Here is a 22,974-nt window from a genome sequence, read left to right as displayed (position 1 = left end):
CTTCTTAGACTGGCGCATCGTTTAAGCTGAAAAGCGGGTCCACTTTTCCGCACGGTGCGCTAGTTCCCCAAGCCCGACCGTAAAAGGAGAGCATGATGAACCGTAAGGCAAGAGCCGTTTGGCAGGGCACCGGCAAGGAGGGCAGCGGCCACCTCACGTCCGATTCCGGCGTTCTGTCCTCTACGCCCTATTCCTTCAAGACCCGCTTCGAGAACGAGAAGGGCACGAACCCGGAAGAATTGATCGCCGCCGCGCATGCGGGCTGCTTTACCATGGCGCTCGCCTTCCAGCTCCAGGGCGCGGGCTTCACCCCGACGGAACTTGCCACGGAAGCGGTTGTTTCCCTCGAGCAGGAAGGCAGCGGCTTCGCGATCAAGAAGTCGGCCCTCACTCTGACCGCGAACGTGCCCGGCATCGATCGCGCCAAGTTCGAGGAACTGGCGCGTGCCGCTGAGAAGAACTGCCCGGTTTCGCGCGTCCTCAACGCCGAAATCACGATGGATTTTACCTTGGCTTGAGAGCCTGACCTTAAAGCTGAATCCTCTCGTTTCCTCTACGTCATGGCCGGGCTCGTCCCGGCCATCTCGATTTGATGAGAGCTGCGGATGCTTCGCTGACGCACAGAGAACTAATTGCGTTCCTCGCCGTTAAGCCGAAGAGGCGCATTTTACGCGTCGAAGCAAAAAATTGGAGGATAATCATGCTCTCGAAGCATCTTACGATGGCACTTCTCGGTTCCGCGCTGATCTGTGCGCCCGCGATGGCTCAAACTCAGCCTTCTAGCTCCACGACGACAACGACGACGACGATGAGCACCATGACCCAGATGCAGCCGGGGCAGTGGCGCGCCTCCAAGATCGAGGGTCTGGACGTTTACAACAACAATAATGAGAAGATCGGCGACATCAGCGAAATGCTGGTCGACTCGAACGGCCAGATCCAGGCCGTCGTAGTCGGCGTCGGCGGCTTCCTCGGCATCGGCGAACGCGACGTGGCCATTGCTTTCGATCAGGTCAAGTTCGTGAACGAGCCGCGCGCCATGGCCGCGACCACCACGACCACGACAGGCGCTCCGGGCGTCGCACCCGGCACGGCCACGACGACCACCGCGCCGAACACGACCGGCTCTACGACCATGGGCACGACCGGCACCACGGCAGCGACCGACGCCAACCGCACGGCGCCTGATCACGCCATGGTCAACATGACCAAGGATCAGCTCAAGAGCATGCCTGAGTTCCACTACAGCCGCTAAGTTGAGTATCGGCGGATATGAGAAAGGGGCCTGAAAAGGCCCCTTTCTTTTTGTGTCCTATAAACCGCGTTCTTACATCGCGGCCTTTTTGTAGCCGTCGATGATGGCTTGGCCGTCGGAGCCGGCTTTCTTCAGCCAGTCCTGCGTCAACTGCTCGCCGACCTTCTGCAATCCCGATTTCAGCTCGGCGCTCGGCGACTGAACCTTCATGCCTTTCGAAGCCATCTGCTCCGTGTACCACTTGGTCTTTTCCTGGGCGGTCTTCCAGCCACGCTCTTCGGCCGTCTTGGCGGCCTTCAGCACGGCCTCCTGCGTCGGCTTGTCGAGCGCATCGAATGCCGCCTTGTTCACGAAGGTGATGTTCTTCGGAATCCAAGCCTGCGTGTCGTAGAAATGTGTGAGCGACTCCCACACCTTCGAGTCGTAGCCGGTGGCGCCCGAGGTCATGAAAGTGTTGACCACACCGGTCGCCAGCGCCTGCGGCAGATCGGCTGCCTGCACTGTCACCGGCTGCGCGCCGACGATTTCCGCAATGCGCGCGGTGCCGACATTATAGGAGCGCCATTTCGCGCCCTTCAGGTCCTCGACGGTGTTGATGTCCTTCTTGGCGAAGATGCCCTGCGGCGGCCACGGCACTGCATAAAGCAGCATCAGGCCCTGGTTTGCGAGCTTTTTCTCGATGGCAGGTTTCTGCACGTCCCACAGCTTCTTCGACTGGTCGAAGGAGGTAGCGAGGAAGGGCACCACGTCGAGACCGTAGATCGGATCCTCGTTCTCATGCAGCGACATCAGCACTTCGCCGGCCTGCGCCTGGCCGGTCTGGACCGCGCGCTTGATCTCCGGCGCCTTGAAGAGCGAGGCGTTGCCGTGAACCGTGATCTGCAGCTTGCCGCCCGTCGCCTCGGAAACGTCCTTGGCGAAGGCATTGAGGTTTTCCGTGTGGAAGTTGTCCGGCGGATAAGCGGCCGGCAGGTTCCATTTGGTTTGCGCCATCGCGGGCGCGCTCAACAAAAGGGCGCCGGCCAAGCTCAAGGAAAGGCGAGTCCAGGTTTTCATGATGGGTTCTCCTCTGGTGTTTTGATCTTATGAATCCGGGAAGGCGATTTGCGGCAGCAGCATCACGATTTCCGGAAACACCGTGATGATCGCGACCGCGACGACGAGCAGGAAGAAGAACGGCAAGGCTGCGAGCGCCACCGTGTTCGAATCCTTGCCCGACATGGTTTGAAGCACGAAGAGATTGAAGCCGACGGGCGGCGAGACCTCCGCCATCTCGACCACGAGAATGAGGAAGATGCCGAACCAGATGAGGTCGAAACCGGCCGTCTTCACCATGGGGATCACCACCGCCGTGGTGAGCACGATCATCGAAATGCCGTCGAGCGCGGTGCCGAGCAGGATGTACATGATCGTGAGCGCGGCGATGAGCGCGTAAGGCGAGAGGTGCAGCCCGTCGACCCAGGTGGCGAGCGCCTGCGGAATTCCCGTATAGGCCATGGATGTGGACATGAAGGACGCGCCCGCCAGGATCAGCATGATCATGCACGTGATGCGCGTGGTGCCCATCACGCTGGCCCAGAACGACTCCCACGACAGCGAGCCTGACCACCATGCGATGGCAAGGGAACCCAGCACGCCCCAGGCCGCACATTCCGTCGCTGTCGCCCAGCCGAGCAGGAGTGTCAGGAACACCAGCGCGATAAGAAGCGCCACGGGAATGAGATTGGTCGATTCCCTCAGTTTCTCGCGAAACGTCATCTTCGGCTCAGGAGGCGGCGATTTCGACGGATTGAGCAGCGACCACACGGCGATGTAGCCGGAATAGAGCGCCATCACGAGAAGGCCCGGCAGGAAGCCCGCGAGGAAGATCTGGATGATCGACACATTCGCCGCCACCGCATAGACCACCATGGTGATCGAGGGTGGGATGAGAATGCCGAGCGTGCCCGCCCCTGCGAGGCTCCCTAAACTCACCATCTCGTTGTAGCCGCGCTTCTTCAATTCCGGCAGCGCGATCTTCGCCACCGTCGCGCAGGTGGCGGCAGACGAGCCGGAGACGGAACCGAAGATGCCGCAGGCGAGCACGTTCACATGCATCAACCGGCCCGGCAGCCAGTTGAGCCACGGCGCGAGGCCGCGAAACATCTCTTCGGACAATCGCGTGCGGAACAGGATCTCGCCCATCCAAATGAAGAGCGGCAAGGCGGCAAGCGTCCAGGACGCGGAATTGCCCCAGATCGTAGTGGCGAGCACCGAGCCCGCCGGAATGCCGCCACCCACGAACTGCATGCCGACCCAGCCGCAGGCCATGAGCGCGATGGCGATCCACACGCCGCCCGCGAGAAGCACCGCAAGCAACAGGAGAAGCAGGCCCGCAATCTCGATGAGTTCCATGGGGCCTTACACTCCACTCTGGATGGCACGCTCCACCACCTCTTCGGCAGTGGTGGCAGGGGGCTTCTCGTAACGCGGATCGCCGCCGCGCAGCACATGCATGAACTCGTCGACAAAGGCGATGAAGAGGATCACGAGGCCCGCCGCATAACCGATCTGCGGGATCCACAGCGGCACCGCCAGAACGCCCTGCGCCATGTCGTTGAAACGATAGCTGTCATAGGTGAGCTGCACCGCATGCCAGGCGAAGAACCCGACGAAGCCGACACCGATCACGAGGGAAAACATTTCCGCCCACCAGCGGGCCTTGCCATGCAGCCGGTCGGTGAGCAGGCCGACCCGGATCATCTCGCCGGAGCGGAAGGTATGGGCGAGGCCTAGAAAAGCCATCGCCGCCATGGACCAGGACGCGAAATCATCGCCCGCGGGAATATTGAACCCCACGCCCCGCCCTAGGGAGAGGCCCATCATGAGCAGGAAGATGACGAGAAGGAAAATGCCAGCGAGGTAGCCGGCGAAGAGATAGAGACCGTCGAGAACGGAACGGATCATGCAGGGTGTTTTCTCTCACACATGTCGGGCGCGTTACGAAATTACCGCAGGGGAAGTGTAGGACAAGGGTCTCGGATGTTTCCAGTGCAAAAGCTTAAGGCTTTAGTGCATGTGCGTTCGGCAATTGCCTGCGGGGATGGCGGCTGAGCTTGGCGTCATTCTGGATAGCGTAACCGATCTCGGACGACGTGAGCCATCCGAGATGACGCCGTTGCCTCGGATCCCATGCGACCACCCGCCCCGTGGGCATGCCTCGCTTTCTTCCTATCTCCGTGCTAGAACAAACCACGAACAATCCTGCGGGGAACCATGGACGAAAAGCTTTCCAAGAAGCTGCGCATCCTGGCAGACGCGGCCAAGTATGACGCTTCCTGCTCTTCCTCGGGCGCGCCCAAGCGCAAGGCCGATGTGGACAGTCTGGGCTCCACCACGGCATCCGGCATCTGCCACGCTTACACGCCGGACGGGCGCTGCGTGTCCCTGTTGAAAATTCTTTTGACGAATTACTGCCTATTCGACTGCGCCTATTGCGTGAACCGGCGCTCGTCCAATGTGAAGCGCGCCAAGTTCTCCGTGGACGAGGTGGTGACGCTCACGATCGAGTTCTACAAGCGCAATTATATCGAGGGGCTGTTCCTCTCGTCGGGCATCATCCGCTCGCCCGATTACACCATGGAGCCGATGCTGCTGGTCGCGAAGAAGCTGCGCCGCGACCACGGCTTTCGCGGATACATCCATCTCAAGACCATCCCCGAGGCGAGCCCCTGGCTAATCGAGGAAGCGGGGTTGTGGGCGGACCGGTTGTCGATCAACCTCGAGCTGCCCACCGAGAAGAGTCTCGAACAATTGGCGCCGGAGAAGGACGGCGCGTCCATCGAGACCGCCATGGGGCAGATGTTCGAGCGAATCGAGGAAGCGCGCGAGGAGCGCCGCCATTATTCGCCCGCCGGCCAGACGACGCAGATGATCGTCGGCGCGGACGAGACGACGGATGCGGATGTGTTGCGCAAATCCGCCAAGCTCTACGGCCATTACGATTTGAAGCGCGTGTATTATTCCGCCTTCAGCCCGATCCCCGATTCCAGTGCCATCCTACCGCTGAAGCCGCCACCGCTGATGCGCGAAAACCGGCTCTATCAGGCCGATTGGCTGCTGCGCTATTACGGCTTCAACGTGGAGGAGATCGCATCTGGCGGCGAGAAAGGCATGCTCGATCTCGATGTCGATCCCAAGCTCGCCTGGGCGCTCAAAAACCGCCACCTGTTCCCCGTTGATGTGAACAAGGCACCGCGCGAGATGCTGCTGCGCGTGCCCGGTCTCGGCGCGCGCGCCGTGGACAAGATCGTCACCGCCCGCCGCCACACGAACATGCGACTAGATGATGTCGCCCGCCTCACCTCGGGACTGAAGCGGGCGAAGCCTTTTTTGATTGCCTCCGATTACCACCCCAAAGCCAGGCTCGACCGCGAGAATCTGCGGGAGCGCCTGATCGAGAAACCCCAGCAGCTGAGCTTGTTCGGATGAGCCTGCACCGCATCGCCCTGAAGACCGGAGCTGATCTCGAAGGATTTCGCCGCGCCGTGCGCTGGCTGATCGCCGAGGAGCTAGCGCCCCAGCATGTGCTGTGGTCGTTCGACGATTCACCGAGCCTGTTCGGAGAAAGCGAGCACGGCGCGGCGGCGCCCGTCTCGTTGCCGAAGAGCGTGGCGCGGCTGATCGAGGCTTGTGTGTGCCACAGGGACGAGGAGCGCTATGCCCTGCTCTATCAGCTGGTCTGGCGTGTGCTGAACGGCGAGCGCGATCTGCTTGAGATCGCAAGCGATCCGCTGGTGCATCGCATCGACATGATGGCCCGCGCGATCCGGCGCGACCTGCACAAGATGCATGCCTTCGTGCGCTTCCGGCGGATGCAAGGAGAGCTTGAGCGTTTCGCGGCCTGGTTCGAGCCGGATCACTACATTCTGGAAGCGGCGGCACCCTTCTTCATCGACCGTTTCCGCTCCCTCGACTGGACCATTGTGACGCCCATCGGCTCCATGCGCTGGGACCGCAAGAACCTCACCTATGGCCCAGCCGGACACCGGGAGGATGCACCCGCTTCGGACGATTTCGAGGAGGGCTGGCGCGGCTATTACGAGAGCGTGTTCAACCCCGCGCGGGTGAACCCCACCGCCATGCGCGCCGAGATGCCGAAGAAGTATTGGCGCAACCTGCCGGAAACGGCGGCGATTCCCGGGCTGATCCAAAGCGCCACCCAGCGCGTTGACCTGATGATCGAACAGGAGGCGACGATGCCCGCAAAACGCACCCCTGAACGTGCCCTGGAAGCCATGCGCRATCAGGAACCGAAGACGCTGAAGGAACTCAACGCGATCATCGCGAAGGCTGGCCCGCTCGTACCCGGCGCGACCCAGGCCGTGTTCGGTGAAGGACCAGCCCATGCCGACATCATGTTCGTTGGCGAACAGCCGGGCGACCAAGAAGATCTGCAAGGCCGGCCTTTCGTGGGGCCTGCAGGCAAGCTTCTGACCAAGGCGATGAACGAGGCCGGCATCGACCGCGAACATGCTTACCTCACCAATGCGGTGAAGCACTTCAAATTCGAGCAGCGCGGCCATAGGCGCATCCACTCCAAGCCCACCGCTGGCGAGGTGAAGCATTACCGGCCCTGGCTGATGAAGGAGCTGGAGCTGGTGAGGCCTAAGCTCGTGGTCGCTCTCGGCGCGACCGCGCTTCTCGCGCTCACCGGCAAGGCGACACCGATCACCCGCTCGCGGGGACGTGCACGCTTCGGCACCTATGAGGGCTACATCACCGTTCACCCGTCATACCTGCTGCGCCTGCCGGACGAGGCGACGAAGCGCGAAGCGTATGAAGCTTTTCTCAACGACCTGCGCCGCATCCACGATCTCGCGCAAGCGGATCTCGATACAGGCGAATTATCACTGGCGGCGGAATAATGTGCCTCAACACACCATGGTGACGGCGATACCCATTTGGAGCCATTGCCAGTTCGGTGCCATGGGCAGAGTGTGACCGACGCCGGACCTGATGCGGCCCGGCGTTGAGAGGCGCCGGGCAACCGGTGGAAAGCCATGCCGCAATTCGTGATCGAGCGAAACATGCCGAGCGTCGGCAACGCGTCTGCCGCGGATCTGAAACAGGCCTCGCAAACCTCATGCGATGTCCTGCGCGCGATGGGTCCCGAGATTCAGTGGGTCCACAGCTACGTCACGGACAACAAGATCTTCTGCATCTATCGCGCACCGGATGAGGAGATGATCCGCAATCATGCGCGGCAGGCAGGATTGCCGGCCGATACCATCTCGCAGGTGAGAGTCGTCATCGACCCCACGACAGCGGAGTGAGGTTTCAGAGTCGCTCCCGGGCGGCTTCCCGAACCGGCTCTGCTTCATCGCGCGGACACCATTCCTCCGCAGGCTCGCCTTTGTCCTGCCGCTGACGGTCGAGATGGCGCATCACGGGCGTCACGGTGATGCCGTGCAGCAGGATCGAGATGAGGACGATGAGCCCCATCGTGCTCCAGAGAATATCGGGCTTTTCGAACGAAGCGTGGTTGAGGGCATAGGCGAGATAATAGGCCGAGCCGAGACCCCTGATGCCAAAGAAGCTGATGACGAGCTTCTCGTCCCATCTCTGCTTCCGTCCGAGCAGACTGATCCACCCGATCAGCGGACGCACGAGGAAGATCGCGACGAGCGCATAAAGAACGATATCCAGCGTCACGTTGCGTAACAGCTCGCCTTCGGCAATGGCGCCGCCGAACAGGACGAGGAGCATCATCATCAAAAGCCGCTCCAGCTGTTCGACGAAATCATGCAGCTTCTCATGGTATTTGTTGTTGCGCTCGACCGAGCGGAGGCCGAGCGCCGCGACGAAGACGGCGAGAAAGCCGTAGCCATGCGCCATCTCGGTCAAGCCATAGGCGAGACAGGTAATCCCCAAGGCCACGAAGCCGTCACCGGTGCGCGAAAGCTTGGCGCGATTGGGCAGACGGAAGGTGAGCCAGCCGAGAAAGCGCCCCACGACCCAGCCCATGACGAGGCCCGCCCCCAGCTTCCAGAGCACATCCACACCGAACCAATGGAAGAGCCAGGGCTCTCCGGTCTGTGAAGCGACGGCAAGCGCGATGGCGAGATTCACGAACGGAAAGGCCAGACCATCGTTGAGGCCGGCCTCGGAGGTGAGCGTAAAGCGCACCTCGTCCTCGAGGCCCTCGCCGGGCGGCCCCACCTGCACATCGCTGGCGAGCACCGGATCGGTCGGTGCCAAGGCCGCCGCGAGCAGCACGGCGGTGGCGACACCGAGGCCCAGGAGCGCATAGGCCAGGATCGCGAGCACCGCGATGGTCAGCGGCATGGCGACGCCCAGAAGTCGCCAGGTCAGCATGCAGGTGGCCCAGGCGAGCGGCCGGTCGAGTTTCAGCCCCGCGCCCATGAGGGCGATGATCACGATGAACTCGGTCAGATGTTCGGTAAGCGCCAGATACTCCTGGGGATGGGGAGCGATGCCGGGCACCTGGGGCAGGGAAAAGATCAGGGCGCCGAGGCCGACGCAGAAGATCGGCAGGGACAGGGGCAGCTCCTTCAGGAGCATGGGGAGCCAGGCGGTCAGCAGGACCAGGACCCCGAAGCCTGTCATTACGGCAATGTAAGCGCTCATAAGGCACCGAACGCGGTGCAAACTCGGCAGTTCCATTGTTGCACGGGTTAACCGCCCCTTAAACCGCCACAATTAGAGTGCTCCACAGCATGAAGGCCGGACGAATCCGGCAGAGCGAATGCGGGGTTTAAGAGTCGTGGCGAACGGACGTGGCCGGCGGGAGCCGGTTTTCGATGCGCCCGCTACGGAAGCGGGGGAGCTGGATTTTCGCCTCTCGCCCGAAGACCGGGCAGGGGGAAACATGGCACGCAGGCGAGCTTCCAGGCAGGATGACGAGGACAGCAGGCCTTCCCGCCGTCCCTCAAAGCCCCGGAAAGCCAAGCGCAAGGGCGGCCGCTCCTTCTTCAGTAAGCTTGTCTATGCGGGCCTCGTGCTCTGCCTCTGGGGCATCATCGGCGTCGGTGGCGTGGTGGCCTACTATGCCTCGCAGCTGCCCCCCATTGATCAGCTGACCGTGCCTAAAAGGCCCCCGAACATCGCGATCATGGCCAGCGACGGCTCGCTTCTCGCCAATCGCGGCGAAACAGGCGGGCGCACGGTGACGTTGAAAGAGCTTCCGCCTTACCTGCCCAAGGCGTTCGTGGCCATCGAGGACCGGCGCTTCTACGATCATTTCGGCATCGACCCCATCGGCATCGGCCGCGCGATCTATCGCAACGTGGCGCATAGCGGCGGCCTGCAGGGCGGCTCGACCCTGACGCAGCAGCTCGCCAAGAACCTGTTCCTCACCCAGGAGCGCACCGCCTCGCGCAAAATCCAGGAGGCGATCCTGGCGCTCTGGCTCGAGCGCAATTATTCCAAGGACCAGCTCCTCGAACTCTACCTCAACCGGGTCTATTTCGGCGCCGGCGCCTATGGCGTGGAGGCTGCGGCCCAGCGCTATTACGGCAAGTCCGCCCGCAACGTGTCACTTTCCGAGGCCGCCGTTCTGGCAGGCCTCGTCCAGTCGCCCTCTCGCCTCGCGCCCAACCGCAACCCGGATCGCGCGCAGGCCCGCGCGGAGTTGGTAATCGCGGCTATGAACGAGCTGGGCTATATCACGCCGGGCATGACCAAGACGGCGCTCGGCACGCCCGCAGAGGCCGTGCGCCCCAACGGCGCAGGCTCCGCCAACTACGCCGCCGATTACGTGATGGACGTGCTCGACGATTTCGTCGGCACCATTGAATCGGACATCGTGGTTTCGACCACCATCGAGCCGCCGATGCAGGCCGCCGCCGAGCGCGTGCTGGTGGACGAGCTCAATGCCAAGGGCCAGAAGTTCAACGTAAGCCAGGGCGCCTTCGTGGCGATGGAGCCCGACGGCGCGGTCAAGGCCCTCGTTGGTGGCCGCAACTACGAGACCAGCCAGTTCAACCGGGCAACCGCCGCGCGTCGCCAGCCGGGCTCCTCGTTCAAGCCCTTCGTCTATCTCACCGCCATGGAGCGGGGGCTAACCCCCGACACCGTGTATGAGGACGGCCCCGTCAACATCAAGGGTTGGACGCCGGAGAACTACGACCGCAAATATCGCGGGCCGATTGCGCTTCGCGATGCGCTCGCGCTGTCGCTCAACACCATCGCCGTGAAGCTCAACATGGATGTCGGCCCCAAGGCCGTGGTGCAGACGGCACAACGCCTCGGCATCACTTCGCCGCTCCAGGCCAACGGCTCGCTCGCGCTCGGTACATCCGAGGTGACGCCGCTCGAACTGGTGAGCGCCTATGCGGCTTTCGCCAATGGCGGCATCGGCGTGACGCCTTACGTGATCAATCAAGTGAAGACCGCCGACGGCAAGCTGGTCTACAAGCGCCCCAATGGCGGCGGCCTCGGCCGCGTCATCGATCCGCAAGTCGTCGCGATGATGAACGAGATGATGCACAACACCTTCGTCATCGGCACGGCGCAAAAGGCGCAGGTGCCCGGCTGGCCCATGGCCGGCAAGACCGGCACGACCAACGACTACAAGGATGCATGGTTCGTGGGCTTCACGGGCAATCTCGTGGCCGGCGTCTGGCTCGGCAACGATGACGGCGCGCTCACCAAGCGCGTCACCGGCGGCAATTTGCCGACGGAAGTCTGGCACAGCTTCATGACCATCGCGCTGAAAGACAAGCAGCCCGTGGGCCTGCCCGGCGGCGAGCGCTTCCGCGACTCGGTGCCTGTCGCCAATGCCGGCCAGGACCCGCGCGTTGCCGCAGCGGGCAATAGCGAAAGTGCGTGGGTTCAGCCCGCGCCGCAGCGGCGCAACAACAGCCGCGAGAAGAACTTCTTCGAGAAGTTGTTCGGGCTGTAATTTTCTTTACCTCGGACGTAATCGCCAAGGCTCCTTCAGGCATGCATCCTGGCTTCACTTCCAAGCCAAGGAGCATGCCATGCCTGCCTATGCCGTCGCCCGCCTTTACGATGTCACGATGGGACCGGAGATCGTCGAGTATCTTCGGAAGATCGACGCGACACTGGCACCTTTCGGCGGACGCTTCCTGATCCACGGAGATCCGGTGGAGCAGCTTGAAGGCGCGTGGTCGGGCGACCTGATCATGATCGCGTTCCCGGACAAGGATCACGCGCGCGAATGGTACCAGTCTCCGGCCTACCGGGAGATCCTGTTCTTACGGACCGAGAACTCCAAGGGCGATGTAATCCTGATCGACGGCGTCTCGCCGGATCATCGGGCGACTGACATCTTGGCCTAGCAAGAGCTCAAGCCGGCTTTCCGCGCGCCCGCCCTGTCATCGAAAAAACAATCAGCGCCCCAACGCCCGTGGCGGCTATCGCGATGGGCAGCGGCAGGGCGGTGCCTCCGAGGTTCTGGCCGAGCAAGATGCCGAGCACGGCGGCAAAGCTCATCTGGCAGATGCCGAGGAACGACGAAGCCGCGCCCGCCCGGTTGGGAAAAGGCATGAGGGCGGAGGCCATGGATTGCGGCATGGTGAGGCCCACGCCGAAGCCGTAGATCGCCATGGGGCCGGTGATGGCAAACGATGACGCCACGCCGGAGGCCACGAGCACCAGCATGAGCACGCCGCCGAGCGCCAGGCTCGCCACGCCGATCTGGATCGTGCCGTCGAGTCCGCGGCGGTTGACGATGCGCTGCGCGATCAAGGTGCCGATAATGAAGCCCACCACCATGAACGCGAAGGAGAAGGCGAAGGCCAGCTCGTTGAGCCCATAGATATTTTGCAGCACGAAGGACGAACCGGAGATGAAGGCGAACAGGCCGCCATAGGTGAGCATGGAAAGGCTCACATAGGTGCGGTAGCCGGAATGCTTCAGCAGAATACCGAAGCCTCCGATAATGGAGCCAAACGAGATCGGCACTTCGGATTTGTGGCGAATGCTCTCGGGCAACCGCAGCAGCACGATCGCGGCCAGCGCAATCCCGCATACGAGCATCACGCCGAAGGTCATGCGCCACACGGTGAACTGCGTGATGAGCCCGCCGAACACCGGCGCGACCGCAGGCACCACGCCCATGATCGTGCCCATGCGCGACAATTCCCGGCCCGCGCGTGGCCCTTCATAGAAATCGCGCACGATGGCGCGCCCCAGCACGATGGGACCGGACGCGCCGAGCGCCTGCAGGAAGCGCGCGGAAATCAGCACTTCGATGTTGGGTGCCAGCGCACAGATCAGGCTTGCCACCGAAAACAACCCGAGGCCGAACAGCAGCACGGGCTTTCGTCCGACGCGATCCGAGATCGGCCCGTAAAAGAACTGCCCCGCAGCAAAGCCGAGAAGAAACGCCGACAGCGTCAGCTGCGCCTGCCCGGTCGTCGCCTGCAACCCCACCGCGATGGCTGGCAGCGAGGGCAGATACATATCCGTCGAGAGAGGCCCAAGCGCGGTCAGCAGCGCGAGAACGGCGGTGAGGGCCAGGGTGTCGGGCTTGAGCATGAGGCGGCTTGCTTCGATGAGGAGCGTCGCACCGCACTAAGCCGAAATGATGCCTCTGTCACACAGGCAAGGCGTGCCTCTTGCCAAGATTGCGGCATCGTCGCACAAGGATGAAACTTTGTTTCATATGCGAGCGAATCCTCATGAGTGCGGCCGATACCAGAACTGCCATCCTCCGCCCCGATTTCAAATGGGCCGTCAGCCGCTTTCCATTAACGCTTCTCGCAGCCGCCCTTTTGACCCTGTGGATGCTGGTTTTCGAGTTCAAGCGTGCCCTCGCGCGTGCAGCATATGAGATGCTGTCCCAAGATCAGATCATGTTCATGCTGATCCTGGCTTTCCTCGTGGCGACCGCCTCTGCCTTTACCACGTTGCGATTGCGCCCATGGGTCGGTCTCACCGCTCAGGCAGTGGGCTTCTTCCTTGGCCTGGAAGTTGGCTACATCACAGAAACGACGCCTTACACGGTGATGCCTCTCTTCCTGAGCCTGATCTGCTTTATTAGCCTCGGTGCGGGTTATGCCGCGAGACTGGGCATGATCGGTGCTTGGCTGACGGCTCTCAGCCTCGCAGCGAATTTTGCACTCTGCCTTGTCGCCCTCGGGATCATCCTCGGCGGAGGAGCGGTCATCCTTGAATCCATCGAGACTCTTCTCGGCTTCGACACAAATCAGGCATGGAAACTGCTGCTGATCGTTGCCTCCTGGCTCGGCGTTCCTCTGTTCTGGCTCTCGCTGTCCCGCTTCTGCGAGGACGAACCCACGGATGAGCAGCCGGTCAATCTTCTGCACCGCGTGATCTCCGTGGTGACGGACGGTCTTCTCATTCCGTTGATGCTGATCTTCGCCGGGGTGATCCATCTCTATGCGGGCCGCATCGTCTTGATGCTGGGATTGCCGAACGGCCAGATCGGCTGGATCGTGCCGACCTATCTATGCATTGGTTACGGCATTTATCTCCTCGCACATACTCCCGGCGCGCTCCTGCCGCGCCTGCGCTGCGTGTTCGTTCGTATCTGGCTTCTCGCGACGCTCATTCCCCTCGTGCTGCTCGGTATTGCAGCCGGCATGCGCATCGATGCCTATGGCATTACGGAGGAGCGGTATTTGCTCGCTCTCATCGTACTAGGCTTCGCCCTCGTTGCCCTGTCGGCCCTAATGCGGCGCCCGTTTGATCTGCGAATCCTGCCTCTGCTCGCCGGAACGCTGACGCTGGTTGCAGCCATCGGCCCTTTGAGCGCCCGCAACGTCACCATTCACAGTCAGGCAGCACGGCTGCGCGCCATTGCCTCATCTGTGACGCCAGAGCAATGGGCTCAATCCCGCGACGGCGGCTTGAGCGAACGGCAAAAGAAAGACTTCTTGTCGGCTCTACATGAGCTTGAGCAGCACGAGGTTGGGATAGATCAAATTATTTCGTCCGATGCATGGCCTCAGCATCTCCCACGCAGCTCGTCAGAATTGAAAGATATCCTAAGGACAAACGTCGTCGCTGAAACTTCAAAGTACACGTATGTGAGCTTCGACGACGCTGAAGTGATCCGCCTCGACTCGGTGACATTGATTGAGGGGTCTCGCATCGATTTCGAATTGACGACGCCGCAGACTCGGTCATCCGGCGCCCTTAAGTATACGCTTCAGGTCATGGGAAACATTCTGGAAGTATCAGGCGAGGGGAATACCACGCGCTTCGATCTCTCGACGCTCCTGACTCAGGAAGACAAGCCCGTAGGTAACGGTCCAAGGCCGGTTTTTCAGAGCGTCGAGGGCCGTAAGGGCGAACTGATCGTCGAGCAGTTCACTCGCAGACAAGACCCGACTGGCGCAAAGCTGAGGAATGTAAAGGCACAAGTCGTGCTCTACTGAGCCGACTGCAGCTGCCCCTCACCCGATGCGGTGGAGGGCGCTGCCGTAGGTCTTGAGCCAAGCTTCCGCGTCGTCGGTGCGGGGGCAGAGCTGGTAGGTGATCTTCCAGAAGCGCTGGGAATGGTTGAGCTCGCGCAGGTGCGCGACCTCGTGGGCGGCCAGATAATCCAGCACGAAGGGTGGAGCCATGATGAGGCGCCAGGAGAAGTTCAGCGCCCCATTGGCCGAGCAGGAGCCCCAACGGCTCTTGGTGTCACGCACGGTGATGCGCTTAGCCGGGATGCCGAGCTGGGCCGTATGCTTCTTGACTGCGACGGCGAAATCACGCCGCGCCTCGGCCTCGAGATAATCACGCACCCGGCGAGCCACATGAGAGGCCTCGCCTGTTACTGCAATGATCGGCTCGCCCGCGCTGTCGTGGCTGGCCTGAGTGAGGCCGCGAATCGTCGACCAATGGACGATCTTGTGCAGCACTCCGCGCAGGGGCACGACGGAGCCGGGCTCGAAAGGTACCCGGTCCGGCACCTTAGCAAGGCGGGAGGCGATCCACTGGCTGTGGCTGTCGGCGAATTTTTGGGCCAGCCCGACATCGGTGCGCTCGGGAATCGAGAGCACGACCTCGCCGGTGGCGTTGGAAACGCGCAACGTTATTCGCTTGGCGGTCGGCCGCCGTTTGAGAGCCACCTTGAAGGATTGGCCCCCGTGAGAAACTTTCAGGTGTGGTGGGTCCGCAGGAACGCGGCGGAACAGAGCGGATTTCATGTCCGCAATCTGCCCGCTTACATCGATTCTGTCAGCGCAGCCGTTTGCCGCTGCTAGGAACGTATCAAGAACGGCTTGCGGCTCTTGACGCGGTCTTTCGGACTGGTTCTGCGTCGTGATTCTGAGTGAATTCAACGATTCGAGGAGCGATTTCAGCCCGGAAACGAGAGCCGTTGAAGACGCCATAGTGACCGACCCCGGCCTGGAGGTGATAGAGTTTCTTGTCTGATGACAGATTGGGGGTCAAGTCCAGGGCGGCCAGGGTCTGGCCGACGCCGGAAATGTCGTCCCGCTCGCCTTCAATAGCCATGATGGCGCAGCGCCGGATGTCCATGAGGTCCACTGCCTCGTCCCGATGCATCATCTCGCCCTTCGGCAGAGCGTGGTTCACGAACACCGTCTCGACCGTTTGGAGATAATATTCAGCGGTCAGGTCCATGACGGCGAGGTACTCGTCATAGAAATCGCGGTGCTTCTCGGCCGAATCACCGTCGCCCTCGACGAGATGGTTGAACATCTCCCAATGGGCCGAGAGGTGGCGGTCTATGTTCATGGCCATGAAGCCGGAGAGCTGCAGGAAGCCCGGATACACATCGCGCCAGAAGCCCGGATGGGACGGGGGCACCTTGGCGATGCAATGCTGCTTGAACCATTCGATGCCGCGCTCTTCCGCCACACGGTTCACGGCGGTGGGCGAGCGGCGGGTGTCGATGGGGCCGCCCATGAGGATCATGGAACGGGGAATGCCTGGGTCGTTCTCGGCCTCGAGCCGCGCTACGGCGGCGATCACGGGCACTGCCGGCTGGCACACGGCCATCACGTGCAGGTCCGGGCCGAGGGTGCGGAATTGCTCCTTCAGGTAGTCGATGTAATCGTCGAGGTCGAAGCGGCCCTCGCTCATCGGCACCATGCTGGCATCCGCCCAGTCGGTGATCATCACCTGATGGGTGGGCAGGAAGGCTTCCACCGTGCCGCGCAGGAGCGTCGCGTAATGCCCGGACATGGGCGCCACGATCAGCAGCTTCGGCTGGTTTTCGGCGGCGGGGTGATCGCGCTCGAAGGAAATGATGCGGCAGAAGGGCCGTTCCCAGAGAATCTTTTCGGTGACGGCAACATCTTCGTTGCCGATCCGCGTGCTCGCGAAGCCGAATTCGGGCTTGGCGTAGCGGCGGGTGGTGCGCTCGAAGAGTTCGCAGGCCGCTGAAATCGTTCGGGCGTAGGGAGTATTGTTGAGCGGATTGTCGGGATTATCGAAGATCAGTTTTGTAATGTCGGTCGCCGCGCGGGCGGGGCTCAAGAGCCAATGCGCCGTATCATACCAGTAATAAGCAAAATTCATTTTCTGTCCCCAGAGGCCGGGTGCCCATTCATCCCACAATGCGGAGCGGGCTTATCCTCAACCATAACTTTTAACTTAAAGTTCCTTAGCCTCTTTGCAACAACATTGTTGCTGTAGCGCCAAGACCACACCCTGGTGAATCCTAGCAAAGTCGGTTCCATCACTGAAATAGGATTAAGGGCTTACCCCGATTGCTTGGCGAATGCTGGACGAACCCTAATTCAGTTCGCTCATGGTTGAGATCCACCACCCGAAGAATGCCCCGCCCAATCCGCGCCAACTGCGCCTCGATACCCTTGTGCGCCTGCGCTGGCTCGCCATCGTCGGCCAGTCGGCGGCCGTCGCGGGGGTGCGATTCGGCCTCGGCTTCCCGCTGCCCTTCGAGCTGTGCTTCCTGGTAATCGCCACGTCGGTCTGGACGAACCTGCTCCTGCGCATCCAGTTTCCGGCAAGCCACCGGCTCAGCGACAATGCCGCCACGGCGCTGCTGGGCTTCGATATTCTGCAGCTCGGCGCCCTGCTCTACCTGACGGGCGGGCTCGAAAACCCCTTCGCCATGCTCTTTCTCGCGCCCGTGCTGATCTCGGCGACGGCTCTGACGCCGGAGCGGACCCTGGGCCTCGGGCTTCTGGCGGTGGGCTGCGCCACCGTTCTCGTGCTCGCCCACCGGCCGCTGCCCTGGTTTCCCGGACAAACCTTGAGCCTGCCATTCCTCTATGTGACCGGCATCTGGGCGGCGATCCTGCTCGGCACGGTATTTACCGGCATCTATGCCTGGCGGGTGGCCGAAGAAGCGCGCCAGCTCGCACAGGCGCTTGCCGCGACCGAACTCGTTTTGGCCCGCGAGCAGCATCTCTCGCAGCTCGACGGCTTGGCCGCCGCTGCCGCCCACGAATTGGGAACGCCGCTTGCCACCATCGCGCTGGTCTCGAAGGAACTGGCCCATGCCCTGCCCAAAGACGGCTCCGTGGGCGAGGACCTGAAGCTGCTGCAGGAGCAGGTGCAGCGCTGCCGCTCGATCCTCACCAAGCTCACATCCATAGGCGAGGAGGAGGACGAGGCGGGGTTCCTGGAAACCATCAGCTTGAGCCACCTCGTCGAGGAGATCGTCGAACCGCAGCGGGCGGTGGGCTTCGATGTGCGGGTGAGCGCCTGGGGGGAGGGCACGGAGCCTGTCGGGCGGCGCAACCCCGGCGTCGTCTACGGCCTGTCCAACATTCTCGACAACGCCACGGATTTCGCCGGCAGCCACGTGGTGATCGAGGCCTGCTGGACGCCCGACGAGGTCTCCATCGAAATCCGCGACGACGGCCCCGGCTATGCCCCCGATATCCTGCTTCGGGTGGGCGAGCCCTATGTTACGACCCGCAGCGCGGCGGAGCGCACGGAAGCCAACTTAGACGAAGGTGGGGGCCTCGGGCTGGGATTGTTCATTGCCAAGACTTTGATCGAGCGCTCGGGCGCGGAACTCACCCTCACGAACGCTGCTCAGCCGGCGACCGGTGCCATCGCGCGGATCGTTTGGCCGCGTCATGCGTTTGAACAGGGTGCGGCAATTTCGCCGCAGGGAGATTCCCCGGAAACTCTCAAAGACGAGGGGAAGAATTCCCATATGGAGTTTGGGCGTTCTTGAGCCCGCTTCCGACGGAATTCTTCCAGAATATAAGGAGACTTTCTGATGGCCGACGCGCCCGTTGCGTTCGAGGATCGCGCCGACAAGAGCCTCTTGATCGTGGACGACGACAGGCCCTTCTCGACCCGTCTTGCCCGCGCCATGGAAACTCGCGGCTATATGGTGCGCGTTGCCGAAAGCGTGGCCGATGGAATCGCCGCCATCGAAACCGATCCCCCAGCCTTCGCCGTAATCGACATGCGCCTCGGCGACGGCAACGGCCTCGATGTGATCGAGCGCCTGAAGCACCGCAGGCCCGATGCGCGTGGGGTCATTCTCACCGGCYACGGCAATATCGCGACCGCCGTGACGGCGGTGAAGATGGGCGCTTTCGACTATCTCGCAAAGCCCGCCGACGCGGACGAAATTCACGCCACCCTCATGGCCCAGCCGGGCGAGCGCGCCCTGCCGCCGGAAAACCCCATGTCGGCGGACCGGGTGCGGTGGGAGCATATTCAGCGCGTGTATGAATTGTGCGGACGCAACGTGTCGGAAACGGCGCGCCGCCTCAACATGCACCGCCGGACCCTGCAGCGGATTCTCGCCAAGCGCGCGCCGCGCTGATGAAATCCTAAAGCCGTCCGTCGGCAATCCTGTCGGGATCAGCCAAGGTGTGAAGCAGGGATGCCGCCGCATGCGCGAAACGCAAGGTCACGGCCTTACGGCGAGCGCCGGCGAGCGGATGATGCGTGGATTCACGCATCACGGCGGCGCCGAAGCTGTCGGCGATGATCAGGCCACGATCCTCCGGCATGATGTCGAAGGGCATCGTCTCCGGCACCGCGAAATAGAAACGGTCGCAGAAATCCTCGTAGTCGGGCCATTTCCTGTCGGCCCGGAAATCCGCCACGCATGATTTGATCTCAATGATCGTGAGCGCGCCATCGGGCGCAAGCGCGATCAGATCCGCTCGCCGTCCATTGGCGAGCGTGAATTCAGGCAAGGTCACATGACCAAGCTGGGCGAACAGGCGGCGTACGCCGCGCTGGATGCCGGCGGCAACGGCGGACTKGCGCCCGTCAACGGGCAGGACGATGGTGGAGCGAATGGCTGCAGGCGAATCGGACATGCCGACAGACTAGCTTCTTGGCATATGCCCGCAACGTCGCGTTTGTCGCGCATGGATCAGCGCACTCAATGCAACATGAGATTGTGCGGAGATAGATCCTCCACCATGTCCCGCAGCTCCTCCATATGCGGGTTGATAGTAAGTGCGATCTGGAAGGCGGCGCGGGCTTCGTTGAGGTGGCCGTTGCGCAGGCAGATGTTGCCGAAGCCCGAGATGGCGGCGAAATGGCGGGGCTCCAGGTGCAGGGTCTGGGCGATGTCGAGAAGACTGTCCGCATCGCGCTTTTCGATGAAGGCCAGCGTCGCGCGCTTGTTCCAGGCTTCCGCCCAGTCGGGATGCTTGACGACGAGGTGATCGAGCAGGGGCTTGGCCTTCTGCAGCTCGCCGGAGGAGATCGCGTCCACGGCGGCCGCCATGGTCTCCTCCGCCAGCCTGTCCTCATGGGAGACCCACAGGGCCCAGATCTGATCCTCGATCTCCTCCACGGGCCTCACCGGTTCCGGCGCCGACAGCTCACGGAAAAGGCCCGTGAGACGGCTCGGCATCGCGGCGGCGGGCGCGCGCTCCGGCACTTCGAGGATCAGCTGGAAGACCGGATCGACCGGCAGGGAAGACGACATGGGCGGGTTCGATCACCCCTCGCGAGAGAAGACTGGAAGGTGACATAGAGGCCAATCCGCGAGCGGCGAGGGGCAAGCGGGCGCTTTGGACAGGCCGTTCGCTAGAGCCCTCGGCAAAGCACCGGACCTGGAGGTGAATTCCGCTTTTAGGATCAGCCCGATGTCCCTTCTTAAGCAACACATCAGACTGCGTCGAAAACGGGTCCACTTTTTTGCACGATGCGCTAGTTTCCTCTGCAAAGCTCAACCGATCCAGACGCCATCATGGGGGGATGTCATGGAGCGCGACCCGCTGCGCCTGGCGTGGAAAACCTCTCCGCTGCGCCACATTCTCGGAATTCTGCTGCTCGTTGCGGCGGGACTGCTGCTGGTTGCAGGCCTCGATCTGATCCGTCTTGTCGTGGATCGGGCCGTGGCCGGCACAGGCAATGCGCCCGCGACGCTGTTCAGGATCGTCCTCACGCCGCCCTCGCGCCTCTGGCCCGAACCCTTCGTACTCTTTACCGGCTTCACGCCTACGCCCGAGGCGGTCGCGCTCGTCTCCATCGGCAGCGTGCTGCTCGTTCCCATCATCGTCGCCTTTGTCCTGATCCTGCTCGATTGGGTCATGGTCGGCATCGGATCGGCCATTCTGGCACGGATGCGCTCCTCTGCGATTGATGCGCTCCTTAAGGCCCCGCCTTCTGTGCAGGACGAGGTTTCGACCGCGACCGCGCTTGCGGCGCAGGGGCTTGCCCGCGAAAACAACGTGCTGGCCGCAAGCCTGCTCATGCCGGTCAAGCTTGGCGGCATGATCGGGCTGGCCTTTGCCTATGTGCTGGTGATGGATTGGTATCTCGGGGCTGTTCTCGGGATTGTGCTGGTCCTGGCCGCGATCCTCAACGCACGCCGCGCCCTGCTGCGGTTCGACGCCACCGCCGCCCGGCACAAGGAGGGCGAGGGAGCCGAAAGCGTGCTCGCCGGCCTCGAGCACCGCATTCCCGCCATGCGGGCCCATGGAACGGGCGCCTACGAGCGCGAGCGGGTGCGCAGCCTTCTCCTCGACGTGCATCGCCCCGTCACATGGCGCGAATACCGCCTCGCCCTCGTCGATTCCACGTCGGCCATTGCGCTTATCCTCGCCCCTATCGCGGTGCTGGCTCTCGGTGCCTGGTTCTCGCAATCCCGTCCGCTCACCGCCGGCACGGTGGCCGCCAGCGTCCTGGCCTCGGCCCTTGCCGCCTATGGGGTGCGGGAGATCGTGCAATGGCAGCGCCTCGCCATGCGGGCACGCGCCCTCCTCGCCGATGTAGCGCGCAGCATGGCTTCCCTGAAACCGCGCGAGAAGAAGGGAAAGCTCATCCTGCCGGAGAACGGCGCTCTCGTGGCCGGGGGCGTTTCCGCCTACGATCCGGCCAGCGGCGCGCGGGTGACTTCGGTGAACCTGAACCTCGCCTTCCCCTCCCATGTGGCCCTGGTTGGCGACGGGGATTCCGGCCCGCGCCTGCTTGCGGCGCTGATCGCCGGACAGATCCATCCGTCGCTCGGGCGCATCACCTATGGCGGCGTCGACCTGTTGGATGCTGACCCCGTCGAGCTTAACCGCCGCATCGCGTTTGCCGGCGATACGGTGCTCATCGAGGGCAGCCTGCGGGACAACCTGCTCTATGGCTGCAATGTCTCGGGCGACGAGGCCGAGCATCGCCTCTCCGACGCGATCGCGGTGGCGGGGCTAGACCGGCTCACCCATTCGCGTGGCCTGTCAGGCACCATCGATCCGCGCCGGGAGCCCGCTCTCGCCTCCTCCATCGTGGAGGCCCGCCGGGCGGTGCAGGCGGCGCTGGCTGAGGAAAATCTCGACCGTTTCGTCGATCCCTTCAACATCGAGCGCTACAACCGCTACGCCACGATCGGCGAGAACCTTTTGTTCGGCAAACCCGTGGGCGACACGTTCCGCGAGGACAGGCTCGCCGACCACCCCTTCGTGCGGGCGATCCTGGAGGCCAACGAGCTCACCAAGCCCATGGCGCAGATCGGGCTGTCGATCGCGACCAGCATGGTCGAGATCTTCGCCGAGGTCCCGGACGGCCACCCGCTCTTCGAGCGCTTCTCCTTCTTCACCGCCTCCGACCGCGCCTATTTCCAGGATCTGGTAGAGCGTCAGAGCGTCCAGCGGCGGCCCGGGCGCGATCAGGAGCGCCTGATCGGCCTCGCGCTTCGCTACAACGAGAGCCGCCACCGCTTGGGCTTCCTCGACGAGGCCCTGGAGACGAAGATCCTCGTCGCCCGCGCCGATTTCGCCCGGATGCTGCCCGTGAGCCTGCGACCTGCGATCGAGTTCTACGATGAGGCATCGTTCTGCACGGCGGCGAGCGTGCAGGACAACCTGCTCTTCGGCCGCATCGCCGCCGATCAGGCCGGCGCGGCGGAATCCGTGCAGGGCGTGATCCATCGCGTGCTCACCGCGCGCGGCCTCGACGGAGAAGTGTCACGGATCGGTCTTGGACTGCCTGTAGACGTGCAGGGTGATGACCTGAGCCTGAGCGAGATCGCAGCCGTCGATCTCGTGCGCTGCCTCGTGCGCAGGCCTAGCGTCCTCGTGGTGCAGCGCGCGCTTGACGGGCTTCCGGGACCGGTAGCCGACAAGCTCGTGGCGTCCTTGCGGCGCTCGCTTGTCGGCCGGGGCCTGGTTCTGGTCACGCCGGCGATCTCGCCTGCCATGGATCATCCACCGTTCGACGCCGTTATCCAATTCGAGCGCGGCGAGCCGGTGATGGTTCCCCGCACCCGGGTGCCGGAGGCCTTGAGCGCATGAGACCGGATCGCCTGACGGTTCTCTCTTGCGTTCCAGCCTCGCCTGGGGTCATCTCAGCGTGTGCGCTATCGCACATTGACGATATTTACGGTC

Annotated in this window: 20 protein-coding genes; 11 read left to right on the top strand and 9 right to left on the bottom strand. The window is 62.8% G+C overall.

Translation table 11 applies throughout. The features are described 5' to 3' along the window. The first annotated feature begins 95 nt into the window (after positions 1-95). A complete protein-coding gene (locus ACXJKO_RS03735; protein WP_457089735.1) occupies positions 96-518 on the top strand; it encodes an OsmC family protein in 423 nt (140 codons plus the stop codon). Positions 519-700: 182 nt separating this feature from the next. Further along, positions 701-1,255, top strand: coding sequence for a PRC-barrel domain-containing protein (locus ACXJKO_RS03730; RefSeq protein WP_457089734.1), 555 nt, complete (start codon positions 701-703; stop codon positions 1,253-1,255). Positions 1,256-1,327: 72 nt separating this feature from the next. Here ACXJKO_RS03730 and ACXJKO_RS03725 read toward each other — a convergent pair whose 3' ends face one another. The 3 genes from ACXJKO_RS03725 to ACXJKO_RS03715 are packed head-to-tail and all read right to left on the bottom strand — an operon-like array spanning position 1,328 to position 4,201. Further along, complete coding sequence (locus tag ACXJKO_RS03725) at positions 1,328-2,311, bottom strand: TRAP transporter substrate-binding protein (protein WP_457089733.1); 984 nt, start codon at positions 2,309-2,311, stop codon at positions 1,328-1,330. Between the two features lie 27 nt (positions 2,312-2,338). Beyond that, on the bottom strand, positions 2,339-3,649 hold the full coding sequence (locus tag ACXJKO_RS03720; RefSeq protein WP_457089732.1) for a TRAP transporter large permease: 1,311 nt from the start codon (positions 3,647-3,649) through the stop codon (positions 2,339-2,341). A gap of 6 nt (positions 3,650-3,655) precedes the next feature. Further along, positions 3,656-4,201: a TRAP transporter small permease gene (locus ACXJKO_RS03715; protein ID WP_457089731.1), complete on the bottom strand. Its 546-nt coding sequence runs from the start codon at positions 4,199-4,201 to the stop codon at positions 3,656-3,658. A 309-nt stretch (positions 4,202-4,510) separates the two neighbouring features. Here ACXJKO_RS03715 and ACXJKO_RS03710 point away from each other — a divergent pair, with 309 nt between their 5' ends. The 3 genes from ACXJKO_RS03710 to ACXJKO_RS03700 all read left to right on the top strand — a co-directional run bounded on the left by ACXJKO_RS03710 (position 4,511) and on the right by ACXJKO_RS03700 (position 7,569). After that, a complete protein-coding gene (locus ACXJKO_RS03710; RefSeq protein ID WP_457089730.1) occupies positions 4,511-5,725 on the top strand; it encodes a putative DNA modification/repair radical SAM protein in 1,215 nt (404 codons plus the stop codon). Continuing rightward, positions 5,722-7,161, top strand: coding sequence for a UdgX family uracil-DNA binding protein (locus ACXJKO_RS03705; protein WP_457089729.1), 1,440 nt, complete (start codon positions 5,722-5,724; stop codon positions 7,159-7,161). Before ACXJKO_RS03710 ends, ACXJKO_RS03705 begins: the two co-directional genes overlap by 4 nt. A gap of 135 nt (positions 7,162-7,296) precedes the next feature. After that, on the top strand, positions 7,297-7,569 hold the full coding sequence (locus ACXJKO_RS03700) for a DUF4242 domain-containing protein (protein WP_457089728.1): 273 nt from the start codon (positions 7,297-7,299) through the stop codon (positions 7,567-7,569). Between the two features lie 4 nt (positions 7,570-7,573). Here the strand turns inward: ACXJKO_RS03700 and ACXJKO_RS03695 are convergent, their stop codons facing one another. After that, positions 7,574-8,884 carry a cation:proton antiporter gene (locus tag ACXJKO_RS03695; RefSeq protein WP_457089727.1) on the bottom strand — a complete coding sequence of 437 codons (1,311 nt, stop codon included), beginning with the start codon at positions 8,882-8,884 and terminating at the stop codon, positions 7,574-7,576. 136 nt (positions 8,885-9,020) lie between these two features. Between ACXJKO_RS03695 and ACXJKO_RS03690 the strand changes: the two genes are divergently transcribed. Further along, positions 9,021-11,159 (top strand): transglycosylase domain-containing protein, encoded by a 2,139-nt coding sequence (locus ACXJKO_RS03690; protein WP_457089747.1) that lies wholly within the window; start codon positions 9,021-9,023, stop codon positions 11,157-11,159. Between the two features lie 79 nt (positions 11,160-11,238). Next, positions 11,239-11,559: a DUF1330 domain-containing protein gene (locus ACXJKO_RS03685; RefSeq protein WP_457089726.1), complete on the top strand. Its 321-nt coding sequence runs from the start codon at positions 11,239-11,241 to the stop codon at positions 11,557-11,559. Positions 11,560-11,566: 7 nt separating this feature from the next. Here the strand turns inward: ACXJKO_RS03685 and ACXJKO_RS03680 are convergent, their stop codons facing one another. After that, positions 11,567-12,760, bottom strand: a complete 1,194-nt coding sequence (locus tag ACXJKO_RS03680; RefSeq protein ID WP_457089725.1) for a multidrug effflux MFS transporter — start codon at positions 12,758-12,760, stop codon at positions 11,567-11,569. 143 nt (positions 12,761-12,903) lie between these two features. On the opposite strand from ACXJKO_RS03680, the gene ACXJKO_RS03675 reads away from it, so the two are divergent. Beyond that, complete coding sequence (locus ACXJKO_RS03675; protein WP_457089724.1) at positions 12,904-14,625, top strand: DUF4153 domain-containing protein; 1,722 nt, start codon at positions 12,904-12,906, stop codon at positions 14,623-14,625. A gap of 18 nt (positions 14,626-14,643) precedes the next feature. On the opposite strand, the gene ACXJKO_RS03670 is transcribed toward ACXJKO_RS03675, so the two are convergent. Continuing rightward, a complete protein-coding gene (locus tag ACXJKO_RS03670) occupies positions 14,644-15,387 on the bottom strand; it encodes a M48 family metallopeptidase (protein ID WP_457089723.1) in 744 nt (247 codons plus the stop codon). Positions 15,388-15,451: 64 nt separating this feature from the next. Next, complete coding sequence (locus ACXJKO_RS03665) at positions 15,452-16,726, bottom strand: polyhydroxyalkanoate depolymerase (protein ID WP_457089722.1); 1,275 nt, start codon at positions 16,724-16,726, stop codon at positions 15,452-15,454. 232 nt (positions 16,727-16,958) lie between these two features. Between ACXJKO_RS03665 and ACXJKO_RS03660 the strand changes: the two genes are divergently transcribed. After that, entirely contained in the window at positions 16,959-18,359 is a 1,401-nt protein-coding gene (locus ACXJKO_RS03660; RefSeq protein ID WP_457089721.1) for an ActS/PrrB/RegB family redox-sensitive histidine kinase, read from the top strand. Positions 18,360-18,404: 45 nt separating this feature from the next. After that, positions 18,405-18,962, top strand: coding sequence for an ActR/PrrA/RegA family redox response regulator transcription factor (locus tag ACXJKO_RS03655; RefSeq protein WP_457089720.1), 558 nt, complete (start codon positions 18,405-18,407; stop codon positions 18,960-18,962). Between the two features lie 7 nt (positions 18,963-18,969). On the opposite strand, the gene ACXJKO_RS03650 is transcribed toward ACXJKO_RS03655, so the two are convergent. After that, positions 18,970-19,467, bottom strand: coding sequence for an MmcB family DNA repair protein (locus ACXJKO_RS03650; RefSeq protein ID WP_457089719.1), 498 nt, complete (start codon positions 19,465-19,467; stop codon positions 18,970-18,972). Positions 19,468-19,532: 65 nt separating this feature from the next. Then, a complete protein-coding gene (locus tag ACXJKO_RS03645) occupies positions 19,533-20,087 on the bottom strand; it encodes a tetratricopeptide repeat protein (protein ID WP_457089718.1) in 555 nt (184 codons plus the stop codon). A 277-nt stretch (positions 20,088-20,364) separates the two neighbouring features. On the opposite strand from ACXJKO_RS03645, the gene ACXJKO_RS03640 reads away from it, so the two are divergent. After that, on the top strand, positions 20,365-22,881 hold the full coding sequence (locus tag ACXJKO_RS03640; RefSeq protein WP_457089717.1) for an ABC transporter ATP-binding protein: 2,517 nt from the start codon (positions 20,365-20,367) through the stop codon (positions 22,879-22,881). The last annotated feature ends 93 nt before the right edge of the window (positions 22,882-22,974 follow it).

The sequence above is a fragment of the Microvirga sp. P5_D2 genome, assembly GCF_054049475.1.
This window is presented reverse-complemented; position numbering and strand designations above follow the sequence as displayed.